The sequence below is a fragment of the Eubacterium sp. F2 genome, assembly GCF_046244355.1.
GTDB lineage: Bacteria > Bacillota > Clostridia > Peptostreptococcales > Anaerovoracaceae > Aminicella.
This window is the reverse complement of the sequence record NZ_CP176393.1, coordinates 2065406-2083520: the sequence shown is the minus strand read 5'-3', so window position 1 is coordinate 2083520 and position 18115 is coordinate 2065406. Positions and strand designations below refer to the sequence as shown.

Sequence of the window (18115 nt, the reverse complement as noted above, 5' to 3'; positions counted from 1 at the left end):
TGAATCATCCTTCTGTAAGCATTGCTGTCACTTGCATTCATGTGTTTTACCTGCATATAAGAACGGCATCCGCCGGCCTGTTTTTCAAGTTTCCGGCGGATGCCTGTCATATCTTTGTCGTTATCAACTCAGCCCTGCGGCATGTGAAGTTCCGACATAAACGTTTAAATTCCAATGCTTATAGCAGTTCTTCATTTATCTTTCCATTTATTATGATATAAAACCTACCATTATAGTTGGTAATAATCAGATCTATTCGATTTCTTCTTTATCGGCCATATTATCGGTTCTGATGCCTGGTGATCTATAGGCGTTCATGGTTCGGTCCGTGTATCTCCGCCGGTAAGTCTGGCCCTTGTCCGCGTACATTCTGCGGTCGGCTGCTGTCATCAGTGCGTCGCGGTTCGTGATTGGGCCCTTCTGAATAACCCAGCCGAGTGCGACGCTGAGTTCTGCGGTGTGCATTTCTTCCCGCATGCTGCGGACCAGCATTTCCGTGCTCTGTTCGTCGGCCTGCTCGACGATGATAAGAAATTCATCGCCTCCGGTGCGGAATATATGGTCGCGGTCGGCAAATTTTCTGAACAGACGCACGGCGGCCTGAATCAGTTCATCGCCGGCCTGGTGGCCGAGGGTGTCATTGGTCGTCTTCAGGCCGTTGATGTCACCAGAAATCAGGGCAAATGTGCCTTCTCCATTCCAGCTGTCCAGGAATTGATTCAGGCCTCTCCGGTTCAGCGCATCGGTCAGCGGATCGCGGCAGCTCTGCTGGTTCAGTCAGAAGAATATTCCTTTCCGGACTGTTATGCATCAGCAGTGCCTCGAAAACAGTCCAGCGATAGTTTCCATCTTCCCGTCTGACCCGGAATACACAGGATGCATACTTTCTGGGAGAGGCTTTAATCGCCCGCTCCAGATTTCTGACGTCGATAAAGTCGAGAAAACGCCGCCGGTCATTGCTGTGGACCATTTCCTCTGCATACCAGCGGAAGGATTCCCTGATGTTAATGAAGGGCTTGTCAACCTGCACATCAGGATGCGAACATTCCCGGATCTCAATGATGTCCTTTTCACGGTTTATTATATAGACACCATCATACATAGGCAGAAATTCCCGGTAAATATGGTCCAGGCGCCTCGTTTCAAGGTATCCGGAAGACTTGCTGATATTCCGGATACTTGCCGCGCCCAGCCAGAGCTCTTCTGTTCCGGAAATCTTCTTTGCTTTCAGCTGAATGTATGTTCCGTTGTCCGTATAAAATAGTGTGCAGATTTTTCCGTCAGCTTTATTCACTGTATGCATGTAGGACAAAAGTTTATTTCGCAAGGTCGAACCGAGGTTGGAAAGATATGAATTGACCTTGGATGAATCCGATTTTCCGGTTGATCTGAGCTCGTTAAAAAAAGCTTCGTTTCCGTTTATCAGACGAATATGCCTGCAGTAATCACGACACTGGAAAATTACTGCCGGACGGTCAGCCGCAATGATAATTTCTTCAGATGCGTCATAAAGCCTGGTCATTTCCGGTGTTTCAAAACGGAGATGATGCTCTGTGAGATGTGTCAGGCATTCTTCCAGCGGCAGCGGCCGTCCATAATAGTATCCCTGAATCTTTCCACAGCCTACATTTCTCAGGAAATCAAGCTGTTCTTTTGTTTCAACACCTTCTGCAAGGGTATGAAGGCCCAGCGTCTCCGCCATCATAATGACGCTTTTTATGATTTTCCGGCTTCTGTCATCAAAGTTGCGGAAGAATTCCATATCGATTTTCAGTTCATCAAAATGGAAATTATGCAGGGTATTCAGCGAAGAATACTCACTTCCAAAATCGTCCAGCCAGACTTCAAAGCCCGCATCATGAAACTGATCAATCAGAGACTTCAGATTTTCACGGTTCCATGCCATTACGGTTTCTGTGATTTCAACCCGGATCAGGTGGGCCGGAATCTTATGGCTTCGGACAGCCTGCATGACCATAGATACAGGGTTCATGATGTCCAGATCCAGCCTGGAAAAGTTCACGGAAATCGGAATCGCCGGCATTCCGGTATCTGGTCTCCTGCCTGCAGACCGAATTTAAGGTGGATGAGAGTCATACAGCCATCCGCATTGCCACAAGCTGGTCCACGACGCAGGAAGAAACAGACGAACTCTGCCGCCGCATCGCAGAGATATAATCGCAGAAGATTAAAATCCACAGGACAAAATACAAACGGACAAGGGGAAATTTACAAAACATACGTTTACATTCTGCTTGACACCGAACAACTGTTTTGCTATCATTAAGACATCAGATAAAACGTCTGTTCGGAGGTGTGTCATGAAAAAAATGAGAATCGTTTCCCGTGTCCGTTTTACTATTTTTATTCTTATCCTTATGGCAGGAGTACTGGCCTTTACGACGTCTGCGATAAGTGCGTCCGGAGCGGTGAAACAGAAACTGGCAGAACATACGAAGTATCAGACGATTGAGGTGCAGCATGGAGATACACTCTGGAGTATTGCTTCCTCACATGCGCAGAATAATCAGGACATCCGGACCTGTGTAAACCAGATCCTGAACATCAATCATATGAAGTCTGCAGGAGACCTGAAAGCGGGTCAGAAACTTCGCGTACCGGATGAGAACGAGAGTTCTGATGATGCTTATAACAATTACTGAAAACAGAAGTTCGGAGCCCCTCCTCCATTTACTGTTTATGATAATTCAAGTGAGTAATGTGCCTGAAGAATCCGTGCCGGCTCCGGTGGATATATAAACCAGAGCCGGCACTCACATGATTCATTTTCACCATGGCCTGGGGCAGCCCCACTGCCCTCCGGGCGTAGAAAGGCGGCAGCAGAAGCCAGGAAATCCTGTTCTTCCGCTGCCGCCTTTTCAGAATGGAAAATTATCAGCGATTCAATAGAAATGTGCCAAGCCTCCGCAGCGGATTTTCAATCCGCTGCTCCCCTGCTCTGCCTGCTGCAGCTCAGATACCTTCTGCAGGGCGCCGCAGCCCGGTCAGGTTAAATGTGCAGGAACTGCAGCAACAGCTGGGTCTTGATGCGGGATACATAATCGTCCCAGTCGATGTGTACCAGCTCTTCTGCCCTTGCGATTCTGCTCCGGACGGTATTAATGTGGACATCCAGCTTCTTGGCGGTCAGACTGAAGTTCATGTTGTTTTCCAGGTAGACTTTCAAAGTATGCAGAGTTTCCTCGTTCTTCTCATCCTTGGAAAGTTCGCGGTAATGAGCTTCCATTTCCTCGAGATCTTTCTCCGGGATGCGGATCCATGCGAGAGGCCCTAGTTCATCGTAATCCCAGATGTTTTTCTCCGGGAAAATAATTTTACCCATATGCAGGACATCCAGACATTTCTGGATGTTGTCTTTTAGTTCGGACAGAGGATGTTTTTCACGGACTGTGCTGTAACACAGCGCTGCGTCAGGCAGGTGCTCCAGAACGATGTCCTGGAAATGCATGATTCCAGATTCCAGTGCTTTCTGGTCGACGCGGCCGGTTGAATCGTTCGGAAGATTGCAGCCTTCTGAGGAAAGAAGAATAATGCCCTCGTTTTCTCCCAGGAATGCGAGACGTGCGGAACGGTGCATGGCCGAACTTCTCAGAGCGTCTAAGAATACCGGACGCGCGTTTCTGGCGCAGACATCGTAGTTCGTCTGTTTGAAGTAAACACAGATATAATCGTCATTCAGTGAAACACCTTGTGTGTTGGCCTGATAAACGAGCTGGTCCCTGTCTGCACTGTTTCCTTCCAGCAGTGTGCGGATAAAGTTTTCAAAACCTGCGCTTCCGACATTCTGGCCGACGTAGATGTTTTCATAGAGCTGCTGCAGAATCAGGTAAGCGGTTCTGAGAGAAAGCTCGTCATAATGGTCGATAAAATCTCTGGACTCTACCAGAACCAGATAGGCTTCCGTAATTCCATTGACCGTGATCGGCGTTGTAATCCAGCTGAATCTCGGCTTCTTTCCCATATCTTCATTGATGATGCGGAAACGTTCCATATTCATGTAGTCACAGATCAGATGACGTGTGAACGGAAGTGCCGGTTTCCAGAAATCCGGGATTTCCAGCCCGAAAGTACTGACTTCTTTCTGAAAGTTATCCGAGCTGAAATAAGCCTGATCCGAACGGATGTCGTAGAGCATTGTCGGGAAATGTGTTTCTTTTTCAACGCCCTTCAGAATATTTACGGCCTTGCGCTGTTTATAGGATTCGCTGTCTTCCGGTTCATTAATCGAATCGACAACGCCGAAATCGCGGAAGGAACGGTCGATGACAGCCATGGTGATCTGACTGGTGACGTCCTGGAAACTGACGTAGTAAGGCATGGAAATTAACGGGATTCCCAGTTCTTCGAACTTCTGCACGACGTCGTCCGGAAGATTATTCAGATAATGGCCGCGCTGAATCATCATCGCAGCACAGTTCGTGATGTTTCCATCGCGGAAAGCATCGCGGAGACACTGCGGCTCATTTTGAAATACATAGCCTGTAGCCAGAACGAGCTCTTTTCCTGTCATCCACTGGAATGCATCCGGTGTGTCGACGGTTACAATGCCCTGTACTTCACGCTGAAGCCCGTTTCTGCCGGCAAGCACGTGAAAATCCTGAAAATACTCCAGATTTAACAGATGTTGTACTTGAATTCCCATAGTTCACCTTACTCCCTGTCTTCTTATCTTTGTCTCAAAAAAACACTGCAAGCGTAAAGCCGCCTGCAGTGTTCAGCGTTAACGTAATTATTTATCTACAATTGGAACCGGTGTCTCATCAACGGCATCCAGATTGTTGATGTATTTCTTTGTCTCTTTCACAATAACTCCGGAGAGGAGCAGAACCGCTATCAGGTTCGGGATTGCCATCAGAGCGTTCAGAATATCAGCAACCTGCCATACCAGGTCCAGTTCTACAACCGGTGCGATGCAGGCTACGATGCAGTACAGAATTCTGTACGGGATCAGCAGCTTGTGACCGCCGACGTATTCAACAGCACGCTCTCCGTAATATGCCCATCCGAGAATGGTGGAGTATGCGAATGTGATAATTCCAAGTGTCAGGATAATCGGTCCGAGTACTGGAATCTGCGCAAATGCAAGGGATGTCAGGACACCGCCGTTTGCGACGTTCTGCATGTTGATCTGCGGGTTCTTCATGATGGTAGAAACCAGGACCAGGCCGGTCATCGCGCAGATGACAACGGTATCCCAGAATGTACCGGTGGAAGATACCAGTGCCTGACGAACAGGGTTCTTGGTTCTTGCTGCAGCAGCTGCGATAGGAGCAGATCCGAGTCCTGACTCGTTGGAGAACAGTCCTCTTGCAACTCCGTACTGCATCGCGTAGCGGATGCCTCCGCCGACCAGTCCGCCTGCAACGGATCCCTTGGTGAATGCGAGCGTGAAAATCGCTTTCAGTGCAGGAATCAGAAAGTCGTGGTTCATGCACAGAATGATAATGCATCCTGCAACGTAGAAGACGGCCATGAACGGAACCAGCTTCTCGCATACCGATGCGATGGATTTGATTCCGCCGAAGATGACGATCGCAGTCAGAATTGAGATGACCAATCCGACAGCAATGTACGGAATATGGAAATTCTCATGCGCGACAGTCGCAATTGCGTTAACCTGTGTAGCGCAGCCGATTCCGAAAGATGCACAGCCTGCGAACACTGCGAAGCACATGCCGGCGATCTTACCGAATTTTTTCCATTTCAGTCCGCGGGACAGTGCATACATCGCGCCGCCCTGCATACGTCCGTCGGACGTCTTCACTCTGTATTTTACAGCAATCAGGGATTCAGAATATTTGGTTGCGATTCCGAATACACCGGTCAGCCAGCACCAGAGCACTGCTCCAGGGCCTCCCAGTGCAATCGCGGTTCCTACACCGACGATGTTTCCGGTACCGATGGTCGCGGCAAGTGCCGTTGCCAGTGCTCCGAACTGTGAAACCTCACCCTCTGAATCAGGGTCCTTAGTAACGGATAACTTAATTCCTTTACCGATCGTCTTTCTCTGGATAAATCCTGTTCGGATTGTCATAAAAATATGAGTTCCCAGAAGGAGGATAATCATCCACCATCCCCAGACGAAAGAGTCGGCCTGTCCAATAAATTTAGCCATATGCCCTCCTTTTGTCCGATCATTAAAAAAGCTGTCTTTATTATATGTCAGACACAAATAAATTTCAATCCTTTTGTAGAAAAAATTATCCAAAATTGGCATGTATTTTTGTATTTTGTTGAATACGACTCATAAAAATTAAGTATACACGATTTATATTCGCTTTTTCGATAAAAGAATTACTGAAACGAAGAATAAAAAAGAACATATCTGCAATTCGCCTGCAGATATGTTCTGACGTAAATACAAGTTGCTGATTTTGCGTTTGTTCTTTTAAACAAAATTTATTCGTTCATTTATGATATCTTCTGGTAGAGATGATCAATAAAGCGGTTTAAAGTTTTTCTCTTAATGAAGCAGATCAGTATGATAATCAGTACGGCCACTCCGAGCACTGCCATTACCTTATAGTTCCGGTCATAGTACATGGCGCCGAAGATCAGGCTTCCCAGCATACCTGGTGTCCTTCCGATCAGAGACAGCAGGATGAAAGGTCTGGCTTTCATGTCTGATATTCCGGCAATGTAGCAGCAGATATCCTTTGGTGTACCCGGAATCAGATACATGAAGAAGGTTGCGATGTAGGCTTTTTCGCTGTTCATCATTTTTCTGTATTTTTCAAGTTTATCTGGCTTGATGAACAGAGAAAGGGCGTCTTCGCCAAGAAATTTTGCCACATAATAGGTGATCCCCGTACCGAGTGCAGCGCCTCCAACAGAAAGCAGCAGACCCGGAATCACGCCGAACAGGTATCCGGCGGCAAACTGGAAGACTTCTCCCGGCAGAAAACTGACCAGAATCTGCAGGATCTGCGCGACGATATAGATGAGATAACTCTTCCCCTTATAGACACGCAGATAGTGAACGATCGTGGAAAAAGATTTCATGTCTGTGATAATGTGCCGCTGGCAGAATAATATATATGCCGGAATTCCAATCAGTATGCCGATCAGAATCAGCATCTTCAGAATGGCTGCAGCCTTCCTTCTGCCCGTCATTCTGACCGCAGAAGATGCAGAAGAGGAAGACTCTGCGGCAGCTCTCCCCTGCTCTTTTCCTTTCCCGTCTTTCATATTTTCTTTATGATCCGCTTTGAAGGTCTTTTCATCCAGAGAGTGTTCTGATGCATGATTCTTCTCCGGAGATGCGGATTCTGACGTCATTTTTTTATGTTTCATCAGTCTTCCGCCTTCTTTCAAGTTATCTTATATCTAGCTGAGACTTCCGGTCCGGATACTGCGTGACAGATGCAGACAGTCCCGCATATGCCGGCCGGGTTTCTCCTTGCGCGAGTTAATTTTGTCCTTCTGGAATCTGTACCAGATCATCGTGCAGAAGCCGGCTCAGGGACATCATTACGCCCAGCTTAGAATGTTCGTAGGTCAGACCGCCCTGGAAGTAGACGATGTACGGCGGGCGGATTGGCGCGTCTGCGGACAGTTCGATGGAGGAACCCTGCACGAATGCGCCTGCCGCCATGACGACCTGATCTTCGTAGCCCGGCATATCCCACGGCTCCGGGGAAACGTAGGAATCTACCGCGGCCGCCGCCTGCACGCCCTGACAGAAGGCAACGACGGCTTCCGGTGATCCCAGTTTCACGCTCTGGATAATGTCGCTTCTGACATCCGTCAGGGACGGGCAGATCTCATATCCCAGATCATGGTAGACCTGACCGCAGAGAATCGCGCCTTTTGCGGCGTTTACGGTGACAGCCGGCGCTTCAAACAGGCCCTGCAGGATGGTTCTGGACTGGCCGAACATCAGGCCGCACTCTCCGCCGATTCCCGGACAGGTTAACCTGTATGAGATACGGTCTACCAATTCTTTCCTGCCGACAACGTATCCGCCGGAAAGCGCCAGGCCGCCGCCCGGGTTCTTTATGAGGGATCCGGCCATGATGTCGGTGCCCACGTCGGTCGGTTCCAGGGTGTCCAGAAATTCTCCGTAGCAGTTGTCGGCCATGGTGATGATGTCCGGGCGGACGCTGTGGACGGCCTCATTGAAGGCTCTGACCTGGTCGATACCGATTGCCTTTCTCCAGGAATAGCCGGTGGAGCGCTGGATGCAGCACATCTTCGTGTTCGGCTTGATGGCTTTCTTCACGCCCTCCAGATCGATGCTTCCGTCCGGAAGAAGATCCACCTGGTCGTACTGGATGCCGAAATCCTTCAAAGATCCCATGCCTTCGCCGCGGATGCCGATGACGTCTTCCAGAGTGTCGTAAGGGCCGCCGCTGCAGTAGATCAGTTCATCGCCCGGACGGAGAATACCCTGCAGGGTGATGGCAAGCGCGTGAGTTCCGTTTACGATCTGCGTCCTGACCAGAGCGGCTTCTGTATGGAACACATCGGAGTAAACCTTTTCAATGCCTTCGCGGCCCGGGTCGTCATAGCCGTAGCCGGTGTTCCAGTTGAAGTGCATGTCACTGATATTGTTTTTCTGGAATGCGGAGACCACCTTATACTGGTTGTATTCCCGGATGCGGTCCAGCGTCTTGAAACGGTCTTTGACCTTTTTTTCGGCCTTTTCCGTCCAGTCCACGGCACGGGGATCCATGCCGAACTGAGTTTTCAGTATGTGATCGATGGATCTGCGCATTCCTTCGCCGCTGACACGTTCTTCTCTGCTGCTATTATTCATGTTAATAATTTCCTTCCCTCTTCTCGTTTTCTTAAACCATGCAGGCGCTATGGTTTACTATAATAGAATCATGTTAATAAACATGATTTCTTATCTGTTATACCGGTCAGAATCGATCAGCTGCTGTTCATCAGTTTTATGGGCATATTCCTCCGATTCTTTCCGCTCTTCTTCCCATTCCATGCCCTTGACCAGGTCGCGGCGGACATGCTCCTTCCGCCGTGCGTAAAGCTGGGTCGTGGTGACCTGATCGTGATCCAGCAGCGCCGCAACGTCGTAAATCGAATTTCCCCGCCCAATCAGGCTGGTCGCCGCCGTCGCCCTGAGTTTATGCGGGCTGTAGCCGGTCCGCCGGCTGGTGTGCATGGCAATGGACGTGTATTTTTTCACGCAGGAACGGATCTGCCGCCCGGTCATCCGGTGATTCTGAAGCGACAGGAACAGGGCATCCCGGTCTTCCTCATTCAGAAGCTCGTCGTCCGGCCGTTCCTCATTCAGATATTCCTTAATGACCTCTTCCGCCGACCGGTTGAGAGGCATAACAGATTCCTTTCCGCGCTTTCTGTAAATCTTGAACTCTCCGCGGTCAAAGTTAAAGGAACTCACATTCAGCTGCTGAAGTTCACTGAGTCTCAGGCCGTAGGTCAGAAAGAGGACCAGAATCGCCTTGTCTCTCTTTTTGGTCTTCTCCCAGTAGCTTTTCTCGTGATTCGTCAGCCCCTCGCCGGTGGTCACCGCGTCCAGCATGATCATGACTTCATCATCATTCAGCGCCTTCACCTCGCGCTCTCCCGCCTTCTGCACCCGGATCGGGTTGAATCCGTCCGTTATGTTTTTCTCCAGCAGGCCGTCCCGGTAAAGCTGCTTGAAGAGCACAGAAAGCGAGGACTTCTTGCGGGCCAGCGTGTAATTCCCGTTCTCATAGATGTAGACGTGATCGCCGTGCTGGACCTTATACTGCCGGCACCAGTTCAGGAACTCGTTGACGTCCTGCGCGCGGATCTGCCGAAACTCCTCCAGCGTGACCTTCGACGTATCCTCCGCCTTCGTGAAATCCGTTACATTGACCAGATACAGGAAGAAAAAGTGAATGTCCTGCAGATAAGCCAGCTGGGTAGCCGGAAGCACATTTCCGCGCAGATAGATGAAAAATCCGCGCATCCACTGCGGAAGCTCATTCTCAATCCGTTCGCTTTCCAGAAACAGTTCTTTTTCCTTCTCTACCACGTTATCCGGCCGGTCCGTCTTATTATGTATCTTTACCGGCTGCATTCTTCTTCCTCCTTCCTTTTTCTGATTCGACAAAATTTACCCGGGCAAGTGGACTCCTGCCTGCCGGAACATGCATCGTCCTCGCGGAAATCAATTCTGTCCCGCACTTTTCTTTCCAAGAAACGCATCCGTCTCCCGGTAAATCGCATCAAGACAATCATCTTCCGTCTCATAACTGCTGATGTTGAACCAGTGCATGTCTTTATAGCGCCGGAACCAGGTCATCTGCCGCTTGGCAAAATGTCTTGTGTTCTTCTTGATGAGATCGACGGCTTCATCCAGTGGATACTCTCCTTTCAAATACCCTATAATTTCTTTATACCCGATTCCTTTCATGGAAATATGCTCTTCCTGAAGGCCCATGTTAAGGAGGCTCTTAACTTCATCCAGAAGGCCGGCGTCCATCAGAAGGTCCACCCGGAGGTTGATCCGGCCGTAGAGCTCCTGACGGTCCCTTTCCAGACCAATCAGAAAAAAATCGTAATGCGGGTTTCGCTTCGGATCCCTGGAGAAATCACGCCATTTTCCGCCGTTTTCCGCGATTTCGATGGCGCGGATTACGCGTTTCAGGTTGTTTGGATGGATGTGCGCGGCGGCGTCTGCATCCAGAGTCTCAAGTTTCTGGTGCAGGGCCTCCTTTCCGTGTTCCCTGGCATAGTCTTCCAGTTCCTTCCTGCGTGCCCGATTTTCCGGCGGGCGGCTGAAATCCAGGTCATAGACGAGGCCGTCCAGGTAAAGGCCGGTGCCGCCTGCAACAATCGGAAGAAGGCCGCGCTGCGCGATGTCCGTTATGCAGGGCTTTGCCAGCTCTGCATAGCGCGCCGCAGAAAACGGCTCTCTCGGGTCGATGCAGTCGATCAGGTGGTGAACAGCCTGCTTCTGTTCTTCCGGAGTCGGTTTTGCGGATCCGATGTCCATGTATTTATAGAGCTGCATGGAATCGCAGGAGACGATCTCTCCGTGGAACTGATTCGCGATTTTTATGGCGTAATGCGTTTTACCTACAGCCGTCGGTCCGCAGACCGCAATGACTTTCTGCCTGATACTCATGATTCCTCCCGGGATTTTTCCTGATAAGTATTGATCATTCTATCGGTTTTCCGCTGGATTTTCTCAAATGAATAGGGCTGCTCTTTCGCAGCCCATACTTGAAATTTATTATATCATTTTTCTGCTCTCTGCGCTACTTTCTCCGCGGCCAGACAGAATTACTGAATCCGCTTGAAGAACTTTTCCAGATCGCGCCGTGTGAAGCGGATAAAGGTCGGCCGGCCGTGCGGACAGCTGAAAGGATTCTTACACTGTGACAGCTGATGAATCAGCGCCTGCATTTCTGCATCCGTCAGCTTTTCATGTGCCTTGACGGCCCGCTTGCAGGACCTGGTAATCAGCTTGTCGATGACGATGTTATTTTTCATCTGATCTGCCCGTCCCGGGTCGGCTCCTGTCTGGTCCAGAAAATCTTTTGCAAAATCCTCCGCCTCGGAAATGGACATGAAGGCCGGGATTTCGCTGATTTTATAAGTATCGGGACCAAAGCCTTCAATCGTGTATCCCATATCTTCGAGAGGATGCCGCCAGGAAGCTTCCGCGGCCGTAACTGCAGGCTCCGTATCCAGAATAATCGGCGTCAGGATCGGCTGGCGGACTTTCTTTTCCGTCAGATAGGCACCGACCAGTTCTTCATAGAAACAGCGTTCGTGAGCCGCATGCTGGTCGAAGAGATAGAATCCATCCGGACCTTCGGCCATGATGTAGGTATTGAAAATACAGCCCTTTAATGTCAGGTCGGAAAAGGAAAACGGCGCCGGACCTTCCGGCTGCAGGTCAAAATCCAGAAGTGGATCCTGAGACTTTTCTTTCTTCGTGGACGCCGCGTCCGCAGAATTCTTCTCCTGCTTTTCAATCTGCTCTTCTTTTTCTTTCCGTCTTTTTTGGAGAATCTCTTTCAGATCCAGCTGGGAGGCGTAATTCTGCCAGGATTTCAGGGCGGCAGAATCTCCTGCCTTTTCATATTTTCCGTTTTCTGAACCGGAAGAACTCCGTGAATTCTGTGGACCGGACTTCTGACTGCTGCCTTTTTCTCCAGAAGAGACGGAGAAACTCTCCTGAACGTTGTCTGCAGTGAAATGAAGGTCAGTCTGCCCGGGCCGTCCGCTGCCAGAAGACCCGTCAGAAAACATATTTCCCTGTGTCATGCTTTTGTATGACTCTGATGTGCCCTCCTGCCTCAGATAGTAGTCCTGCACATCGACGGCGGCGTCCAGTGTCGCAAGTGTCTGCTTTACAGCGTGTGTCACGGCATCCTGAATCAGCCGGTCATCGTGGAAGCGGACTTCCTTCTTGCTCGGGTGGATGTTGACGTCCAGACTGCCCGGATCGCTCTCCACGAGGAGAAAGATGACCGGATAGCGACCGTCGAACATCCTCCGTTTATAGCCTTCAGTCACTCCGCGCTCTAAAACTCTGCTCTTTACGACTCTGCCGTTCACGAAATAGGTCTGATTCCGGCGGCTGGGCCGGGTCAGGGACGGCCGGGAAATGCAGCCGCTGATGCGGATGCCGTTTTCCTCGTATTTCACCGGAATGAGGTGTTCATAGTCTTTCTGGTGGTAAACGGAGATGATCGTCTCCTTCAGGTTTCCGCTTCCGGATGTTGCAAAGACCAGACGCCCGGAATTGACGACCTGAAAGCGGATTTTACAGTAGGCGATGGCAAGCTCAGAAAGCAGTTCGATGATGCGGCCGCTTTCTGCAGAATCGGATTTCAGAAACTGTTTTCTGGCAGGAGTGTTGTAAAAGAGGTCGCTGACGACCATGGAGGTCCCCACCGGGCAGCCGACCGGGTCATTGCTCAGAACTCTTCCTCCGTGAAGAACGACTTTTCTTCCGGCAGCAGAACCTTCTGTTCTGGTGATCAGGGTGGTTCTGGTCACAGCCGCGATGCTGGCAAGAGCTTCTCCGCGGAATCCCAGACTTTCAATGGAATCCAGATCTTCTGCCTTCTGAATTTTACTGGTGGCGTGGCGGAGGAAAGCGGTTTCCGTTTCTCCAGAAAGAATTCCGCAGCCGTCGTCCGTCACCCTCATGTATTCCTTGCCGCCGTGGCGGATTTCTACCGTAATTGCAGAGGCTCCGGCGTCGATAGAGTTTTCAACCAGCTCCTTGATCACTGAAACCGGGCGGTCGATGACCTCTCCGGCCGCGATCTTGTCCGATACGTTTTTATCTAAAACATGAATCAAATGCTTATTCCTTTCTGCGTTTTTCTGATAAAGCCAGCGTGAAATTTCCTTCCATCCGGCTTGTATGCATAGAGCACTGTCTGCTTCTCTAGTCCTCTTCTTCCGCCAGTTTCTGCAGGATTTCCAGCTCATGGATGGCCTGGGAAGGCGTGATTTCCATGAGGTTGAGTTTGCGGATGCGGTCCAGTGCCGGGTTCAGCGGGCCGCTGAAGAGGCTCAGCTGAATGCCGGATCCAGCTGAATTTTTCTGATTTTCCTCTTTTTCCGCAGGCGTTCCTTCTTCCACGGACCTGTTTTTATCCCATGCACGAACAGATGTTTCCAAGGCTCCTTCTTGCACAGCCGAAGCTTTTGCCGCCTGAGAAATCTCTGGCGCGCCGGAGTCATCGGACGCCGCAGACAGAATCTGCTCTTCCGCATCCTGCTCCCCGCCTTCCAGCTGAGAAAGCTTCTCCTCTGCGTCCTGAAGCAGGGCCTCCGGAACGCCGGCGAGTCTTGCCACATGAATACCGTAGCTCCTGCTGGCTGATCCCCTGACGATCTTATGCAGGAAGACGATTTTTCCTTCTTCTTCCAGCACATCGATATTATAATTCTTCACGCCCTGAATCTGGTCCTCGAGAACCGTAAGTTCGTGATAATGCGTCGCGAACATGGTCCGGATCCGGCGTTCATCGCAGCAGAGATATTCCACCACTGCCCAGGCGATGGAAAGTCCGTCGTAGGTGCTGGTTCCCCGGCCGATTTCATCCAGGATGATCAGGCTCCTTGCCGTGGCGTGGCGGAGAATATAGGCCAGCTCGCTCATTTCCACGAAGAAGGTCGACTGCCCCTGGGCCAGATTATCCGACGCGCCGATGCGGGTGAAAATCCGGTCCACTACGCCGATGTGGGCGGACTCTGCCGGCACAAAGCATCCGATCTGCGCCATCAGCACGATCAGCGCCGTCTGCCTCATATAGGTTGATTTTCCAGACATATTCGGGCCGGTGATGATCATCATAGAAGAATCGCTCTCATTCATCTCCGTGTCATTGGACACGAACAGGCCCTTTTCCGTCGTCTGCTCGATGACCGGATGGCGCCCGCCCTGAATATCCAGAACGTCGCTGTCGTCTACCTCAGGCCGGATATAGCCGTAGCGAAGACTCACATTGGCGAAATTGCAGAGAATGTCCAGCTGGGCAATCGCCTGTGACGTTCTCTGGATCTCCCGGATCCACTGCTCGATCTCATGCCGCAGGTCCGTAAACAGCGTGTACTCCAGATCATTGATCCGCCCTTCCGCATTCAGTACTACGCCCTCCTGCTCCTTCAGTTCCGGGATGATGAAGCGCTCCGCGCCTACCAAGGTCTGTTTTCTGATATAGTCCTCCGGGACCTGATCCAGATTGGAGCGGCTGACTTCGATGTAGTAGCCGAACACCTTGTTATAGCCTACCTTCAGATGCGTAATGCCTGTTCGCTCCTTCTCTCTTCCTTCAAGCCCTGCGATCCAGGCTTTTGCGTCCTTGATAGAGTCCTTCATCTGGTCCAGCTGCTCAGAATATCCCCGGCGGATCAGTCCGCCTTCCTTAATGACGGCCGGAGGGTCTTCCACAATGGCCTGCTCAATCTTATCGTGAATTCCGCCAAGATCCGCCATACTGTCTTTCAGTTCATTCAGAAGAGCACTCTCTGCGTCCGCCAGAGCCGCCTTGATCTGCGGCAGCGCGCCGATGGAGTTTTTCAGCGCGATCATGTCCTTACCGTTGGCATTTCCGGAAGCGATTCTTCCCGTCAGACGTTCGAAATCATAGACATGCTTCAGAGATTCACGGATGTCCCCCATCATTACAGGATGATCCGCAATTTCCTGCACCGCGTCCAGGCGGCTGTTGATGCGTTCTGTATCATTCAGAGGCTCCCTCAGCCAGTGCTTCAGCATGCGCGCTCCCATGGCCGTGCCCGTCTTATTCAGAATCCCCAGAAGCGACCCCGCCGTCCTCTTGTCATACAGAGTTTCCGTAATCTCCAGATTCCGGATCGTCGCCTTATCCAGCGACATGCGTCCGCCGATTTCATAGAAACGGCAGTCCGTGATCTGTTTCAGCCCCTGCTTCTGGGTTTCAATCAGGTAGGACAAAAGAGTACCGACCGCAAGGATACAATGCGTTCTGTCGTTCAGGCCTAATGCTGTCAGCGAACCGTCTCCGAACTGCGCGCGGATGGTTTCTTCCGCCGCAGAAAGGGAAATTTCCTCCGGATAGGGGTTGATAAAGGCTCCGGTCAGATGCTCCGCCTCCTTGGGATCGTGTTCCTTTAACAATTCTTTATTGGCCAGAATCTCTCTCGGAGAGATGCGGACCAGTTCATTCAGAAGATCCTCATAGAGTCCAAATTTCCCGATCTGCTCCGTAACGGCCAGTTCGCCGGTTGAAATGTCACAGTAGGCGACGGACATTCCCTGGCTGTCCATGTAGACGCAGGCCAGATAGTTATTCTCATCATCTTTCAGAATCTGTTCAGACGTCACTGTTCCCGGAGTGACCACGCGGATGACGCCGCGTTTTACCATTCCTTTGGTTTTGGCCGGGTCTTCCAGCTGCTCGCAGATCGCCACTTTATAGCCCATCTCTACAAGGCGTGCTGTATAACTGTCTGCGGCATGAAAAGGGACGCCGCACATCGGCGCCCTTTCCGGAAGCCCGCATCTCTTTCCGGTCAGGGTCAGTTCCAATAGTCTTGACACGAGTTTGGCGTCGTCAAAGAACATTTCATAGAAATCACCGAGACGGAAAAACAGAATACAGTCCGGATACTGTTTATGAATGTCTAGATATTGCTGCATCATCGGTGATAAAGCCATGTATTCTCTCCTCTTCGTTTTCTCTGTGCTGATTGTATGTTTATACCCATTTCCCGAAGCTTTTCTTGCGGTAAGATGTATTTAATTCGTTTTCTCTGCAAGGCAGTCAGAACCAATCCCATATGATGACTCATGGAAGGATTGGTTCTGTATCTTCTTGCTGTGTGATTTTTGTCTGCTCTGATTATACTCCGGAATCCCGCTCGGCGTCAAAGTCTGTGTAATATATGCAGCTGTCCTGGGATTTTGCCTTATACATGTAGCGGTCCGCGCGGTCGACAAGTGTATCCATATCGTCTCCGTCTCTTACTGCGGTAATGCCCAGCGACAGTGTAACATTCAGCGTATCCCCTGCCCGCGAGGTCGTGGAAAGCGATTCGGAAATATGACTGATCCGCTCTGCGATGGCGAGCATATCCTCAGGATCAGGTCAGTGCTTCCATGATTCCTCTGGTATTATTTAGTCCTGTAACCGGATCTATAACCGGAATCAGGTCTGCTTTTCCGTTTGCCTGATTTAATTCATCCGCGTCGATGAAGAATCCTGCAAGACCGATGATTTCTCCGCCTTTGTAGAGTGGATGCTTCGTGGCCATGATAGTTCGGTTAATTCCACGGGAAATACATTTTTCCGGATAGTATTTGGAAGTTTTTCCGCTTCTCAGGACATCGTATTCCTCGTTTTTATAGGTATCCTCATCGACATGCCAGGTCATGTCTTCGTCGGTCTTTCCGATAATGTCATTGACAGAATCCAGACCATAGTAGTCGAGGAAACTCTGGCTTGCGCCTAAGAAACGACGGTGAATATCCTTCCAGAAAAAGTTCAGGGTAGAATGCTGCACTATGTTGTCCCAGAGAAGTGCTTTCTCTTTTGTGATATCATCCGCAGCTTCATCGGAATAGGAAGACTGATACTGAAGACCTGTCTTTTCATTTTCAGAGCGGAGAACAATCTCTACGTCTTTCGTGTCAATCGTCCGGACTGTCATCAGGGCGACATCTGCCTTCATCTTCGGAATCCTCATGAAAGCGTATTCTTTCCAGACATAATTCCCGGTGTCTTCTCTGGTACGGAAAAATGCGCGGAGCATACTACGTTCGGATTCAGAAATTCTCTTCGACAGTGTCTCGGGATCAGAGAAGGCGGTAAAACGTTCATAATCTCTTGGATAAATTCTTTCTTTTGCGTAGCGGAAGAATTTCAGCCGGAGATCAAACGTGGAATGTTCCTGTCCGGTGTCCAGAACGACATGGCGGATTTGATTTCCCTTGATGTCGATCAGCATCACATCGTCATAAATATAGTACAGGTTTTCCAGCAGAATCGATGTCTGGGACAGATTACGTGTAAAGGAGACCCCCGGCATATTGCCGGAAGCCTCCTTTGGTGTAAACAATAACAATACGGTTACAGAAACGGCAGATGTCATCTCTGTGCATATATTTTTTTATCCGTTCTGTTTTACAGACAGCTGCTCAGCCCTGATCCTTACAACAGCTGTCGCTTTGACTGCTGCATCAGGAAATTCCCAGTCTGAGCGGTCTGTATAACGGCTCATAATCAGCTGTAGAATTCTCTTCTTCTCTGCAGAATCCAGAATTTCTTCTGCCTTTCCTTCTGCTATGAAACTCTGGAAGAATTCTGTATGTCCGCAGGCTGTTTCATGACTCTGCGTTCCATGGTCGCATTCTCCTTCCACGGCAGCATAACCATTTTCACGAATCAGAGAAATCTTTTTTCCCTCAGCCGCGCCATGAAAATAGAAAGTAAAATGGCCATTATCGTCTTCAAACCCAAAGTTTACCGGAACGACATAAGGACGTTTTCCGTCACATAAACCAACATGCAGAATTCTGCATGCATCGATAATTTCCCGGATTATTCCGGTATCCGTTACTTCGCGGTCTTTTCTTCTCATCGTCATACCTCATTTTTCCAAGGCTGTGCGCAGGCAGATGATCCCTTCA

General features: G+C 50.1%; 14 protein-coding genes. 1 reads left to right on the top strand and 13 read right to left on the bottom strand.

The genetic code is table 11. The features are described 5' to 3' along the window. Positions 1-252: 252 nt before the first annotated feature. Together ACI77B_RS09045 and ACI77B_RS09040 are read right to left on the bottom strand one after the other, a co-directional pair. A complete protein-coding gene (locus ACI77B_RS09045) occupies positions 253-723 on the bottom strand; it encodes a GGDEF domain-containing protein (protein ID WP_409337724.1) in 471 nt (156 codons plus the stop codon). Continuing rightward, positions 665-2044 carry an EAL domain-containing protein gene (locus tag ACI77B_RS09040; RefSeq protein ID WP_409336510.1) on the bottom strand — a complete coding sequence of 460 codons (1380 nt, stop codon included), beginning with the start codon at positions 2042-2044 and terminating at the stop codon, positions 665-667. Before ACI77B_RS09040 ends, ACI77B_RS09045 begins: the two co-directional genes overlap by 59 nt. A 277-nt stretch (positions 2045-2321) precedes the next feature. Here ACI77B_RS09040 and ACI77B_RS09035 point away from each other — a divergent pair, with 277 nt between their 5' ends. Continuing rightward, on the top strand, positions 2322-2663 hold the full coding sequence (locus ACI77B_RS09035) for a LysM peptidoglycan-binding domain-containing protein (protein ID WP_409336509.1): 342 nt from the start codon (positions 2322-2324) through the stop codon (positions 2661-2663). Positions 2664-3010: 347 nt separating this feature from the next. Here the strand turns inward: ACI77B_RS09035 and ACI77B_RS09030 are convergent, their stop codons facing one another. From ACI77B_RS09030 to ACI77B_RS08980, 11 genes are all read right to left on the bottom strand, one after another. Then, positions 3011-4663, bottom strand: coding sequence for a PucR family transcriptional regulator (locus ACI77B_RS09030; protein WP_409336508.1), 1653 nt, complete (start codon positions 4661-4663; stop codon positions 3011-3013). An 87-nt stretch (positions 4664-4750) separates the two neighbouring features. After that, positions 4751-6136 (bottom strand): alanine/glycine:cation symporter family protein, encoded by a 1386-nt coding sequence (locus ACI77B_RS09025; protein WP_409336507.1) that lies wholly within the window; start codon positions 6134-6136, stop codon positions 4751-4753. Positions 6137-6432: 296 nt separating this feature from the next. Next, positions 6433-7314, bottom strand: a complete 882-nt coding sequence (locus ACI77B_RS09020) for a TVP38/TMEM64 family protein (RefSeq protein WP_409336506.1) — start codon at positions 7312-7314, stop codon at positions 6433-6435. Between the two features lie 115 nt (positions 7315-7429). Further along, positions 7430-8737, bottom strand: coding sequence for an aminotransferase class I/II-fold pyridoxal phosphate-dependent enzyme (locus ACI77B_RS09015; protein ID WP_409337723.1), 1308 nt, complete (start codon positions 8735-8737; stop codon positions 7430-7432). Between the two features lie 132 nt (positions 8738-8869). Then, entirely contained in the window at positions 8870-10051 is a 1182-nt protein-coding gene (locus ACI77B_RS09010; protein WP_409336505.1) for a tyrosine-type recombinase/integrase, read from the bottom strand. A 90-nt stretch (positions 10052-10141) separates the two neighbouring features. Then, positions 10142-11101: a tRNA (adenosine(37)-N6)-dimethylallyltransferase MiaA gene (miaA, locus tag ACI77B_RS09005; protein WP_409336504.1), complete on the bottom strand. Its 960-nt coding sequence runs from the start codon at positions 11099-11101 to the stop codon at positions 10142-10144. A 158-nt stretch (positions 11102-11259) separates the two neighbouring features. After that, complete coding sequence (gene mutL, locus ACI77B_RS09000) at positions 11260-13296, bottom strand: DNA mismatch repair endonuclease MutL (protein WP_409336503.1); 2037 nt, start codon at positions 13294-13296, stop codon at positions 11260-11262. An 88-nt stretch (positions 13297-13384) separates the two neighbouring features. Then, entirely contained in the window at positions 13385-16144 is a 2760-nt protein-coding gene (mutS, locus tag ACI77B_RS08995) for a DNA mismatch repair protein MutS (RefSeq protein WP_409336502.1), read from the bottom strand. Positions 16145-16328: 184 nt separating this feature from the next. After that, a complete protein-coding gene (locus ACI77B_RS08990) occupies positions 16329-16559 on the bottom strand; it encodes a diguanylate cyclase domain-containing protein (protein ID WP_409336501.1) in 231 nt (76 codons plus the stop codon). Positions 16560-16569: 10 nt separating this feature from the next. Then, complete coding sequence (locus ACI77B_RS08985) at positions 16570-17514, bottom strand: hypothetical protein (protein ID WP_409336500.1); 945 nt, start codon at positions 17512-17514, stop codon at positions 16570-16572. A gap of 81 nt (positions 17515-17595) precedes the next feature. After that, on the bottom strand, positions 17596-18072 hold the full coding sequence (locus ACI77B_RS08980; protein ID WP_409336499.1) for a pyridoxamine 5'-phosphate oxidase family protein: 477 nt from the start codon (positions 18070-18072) through the stop codon (positions 17596-17598). Positions 18073-18115: the final 43 nt, after the last annotated feature.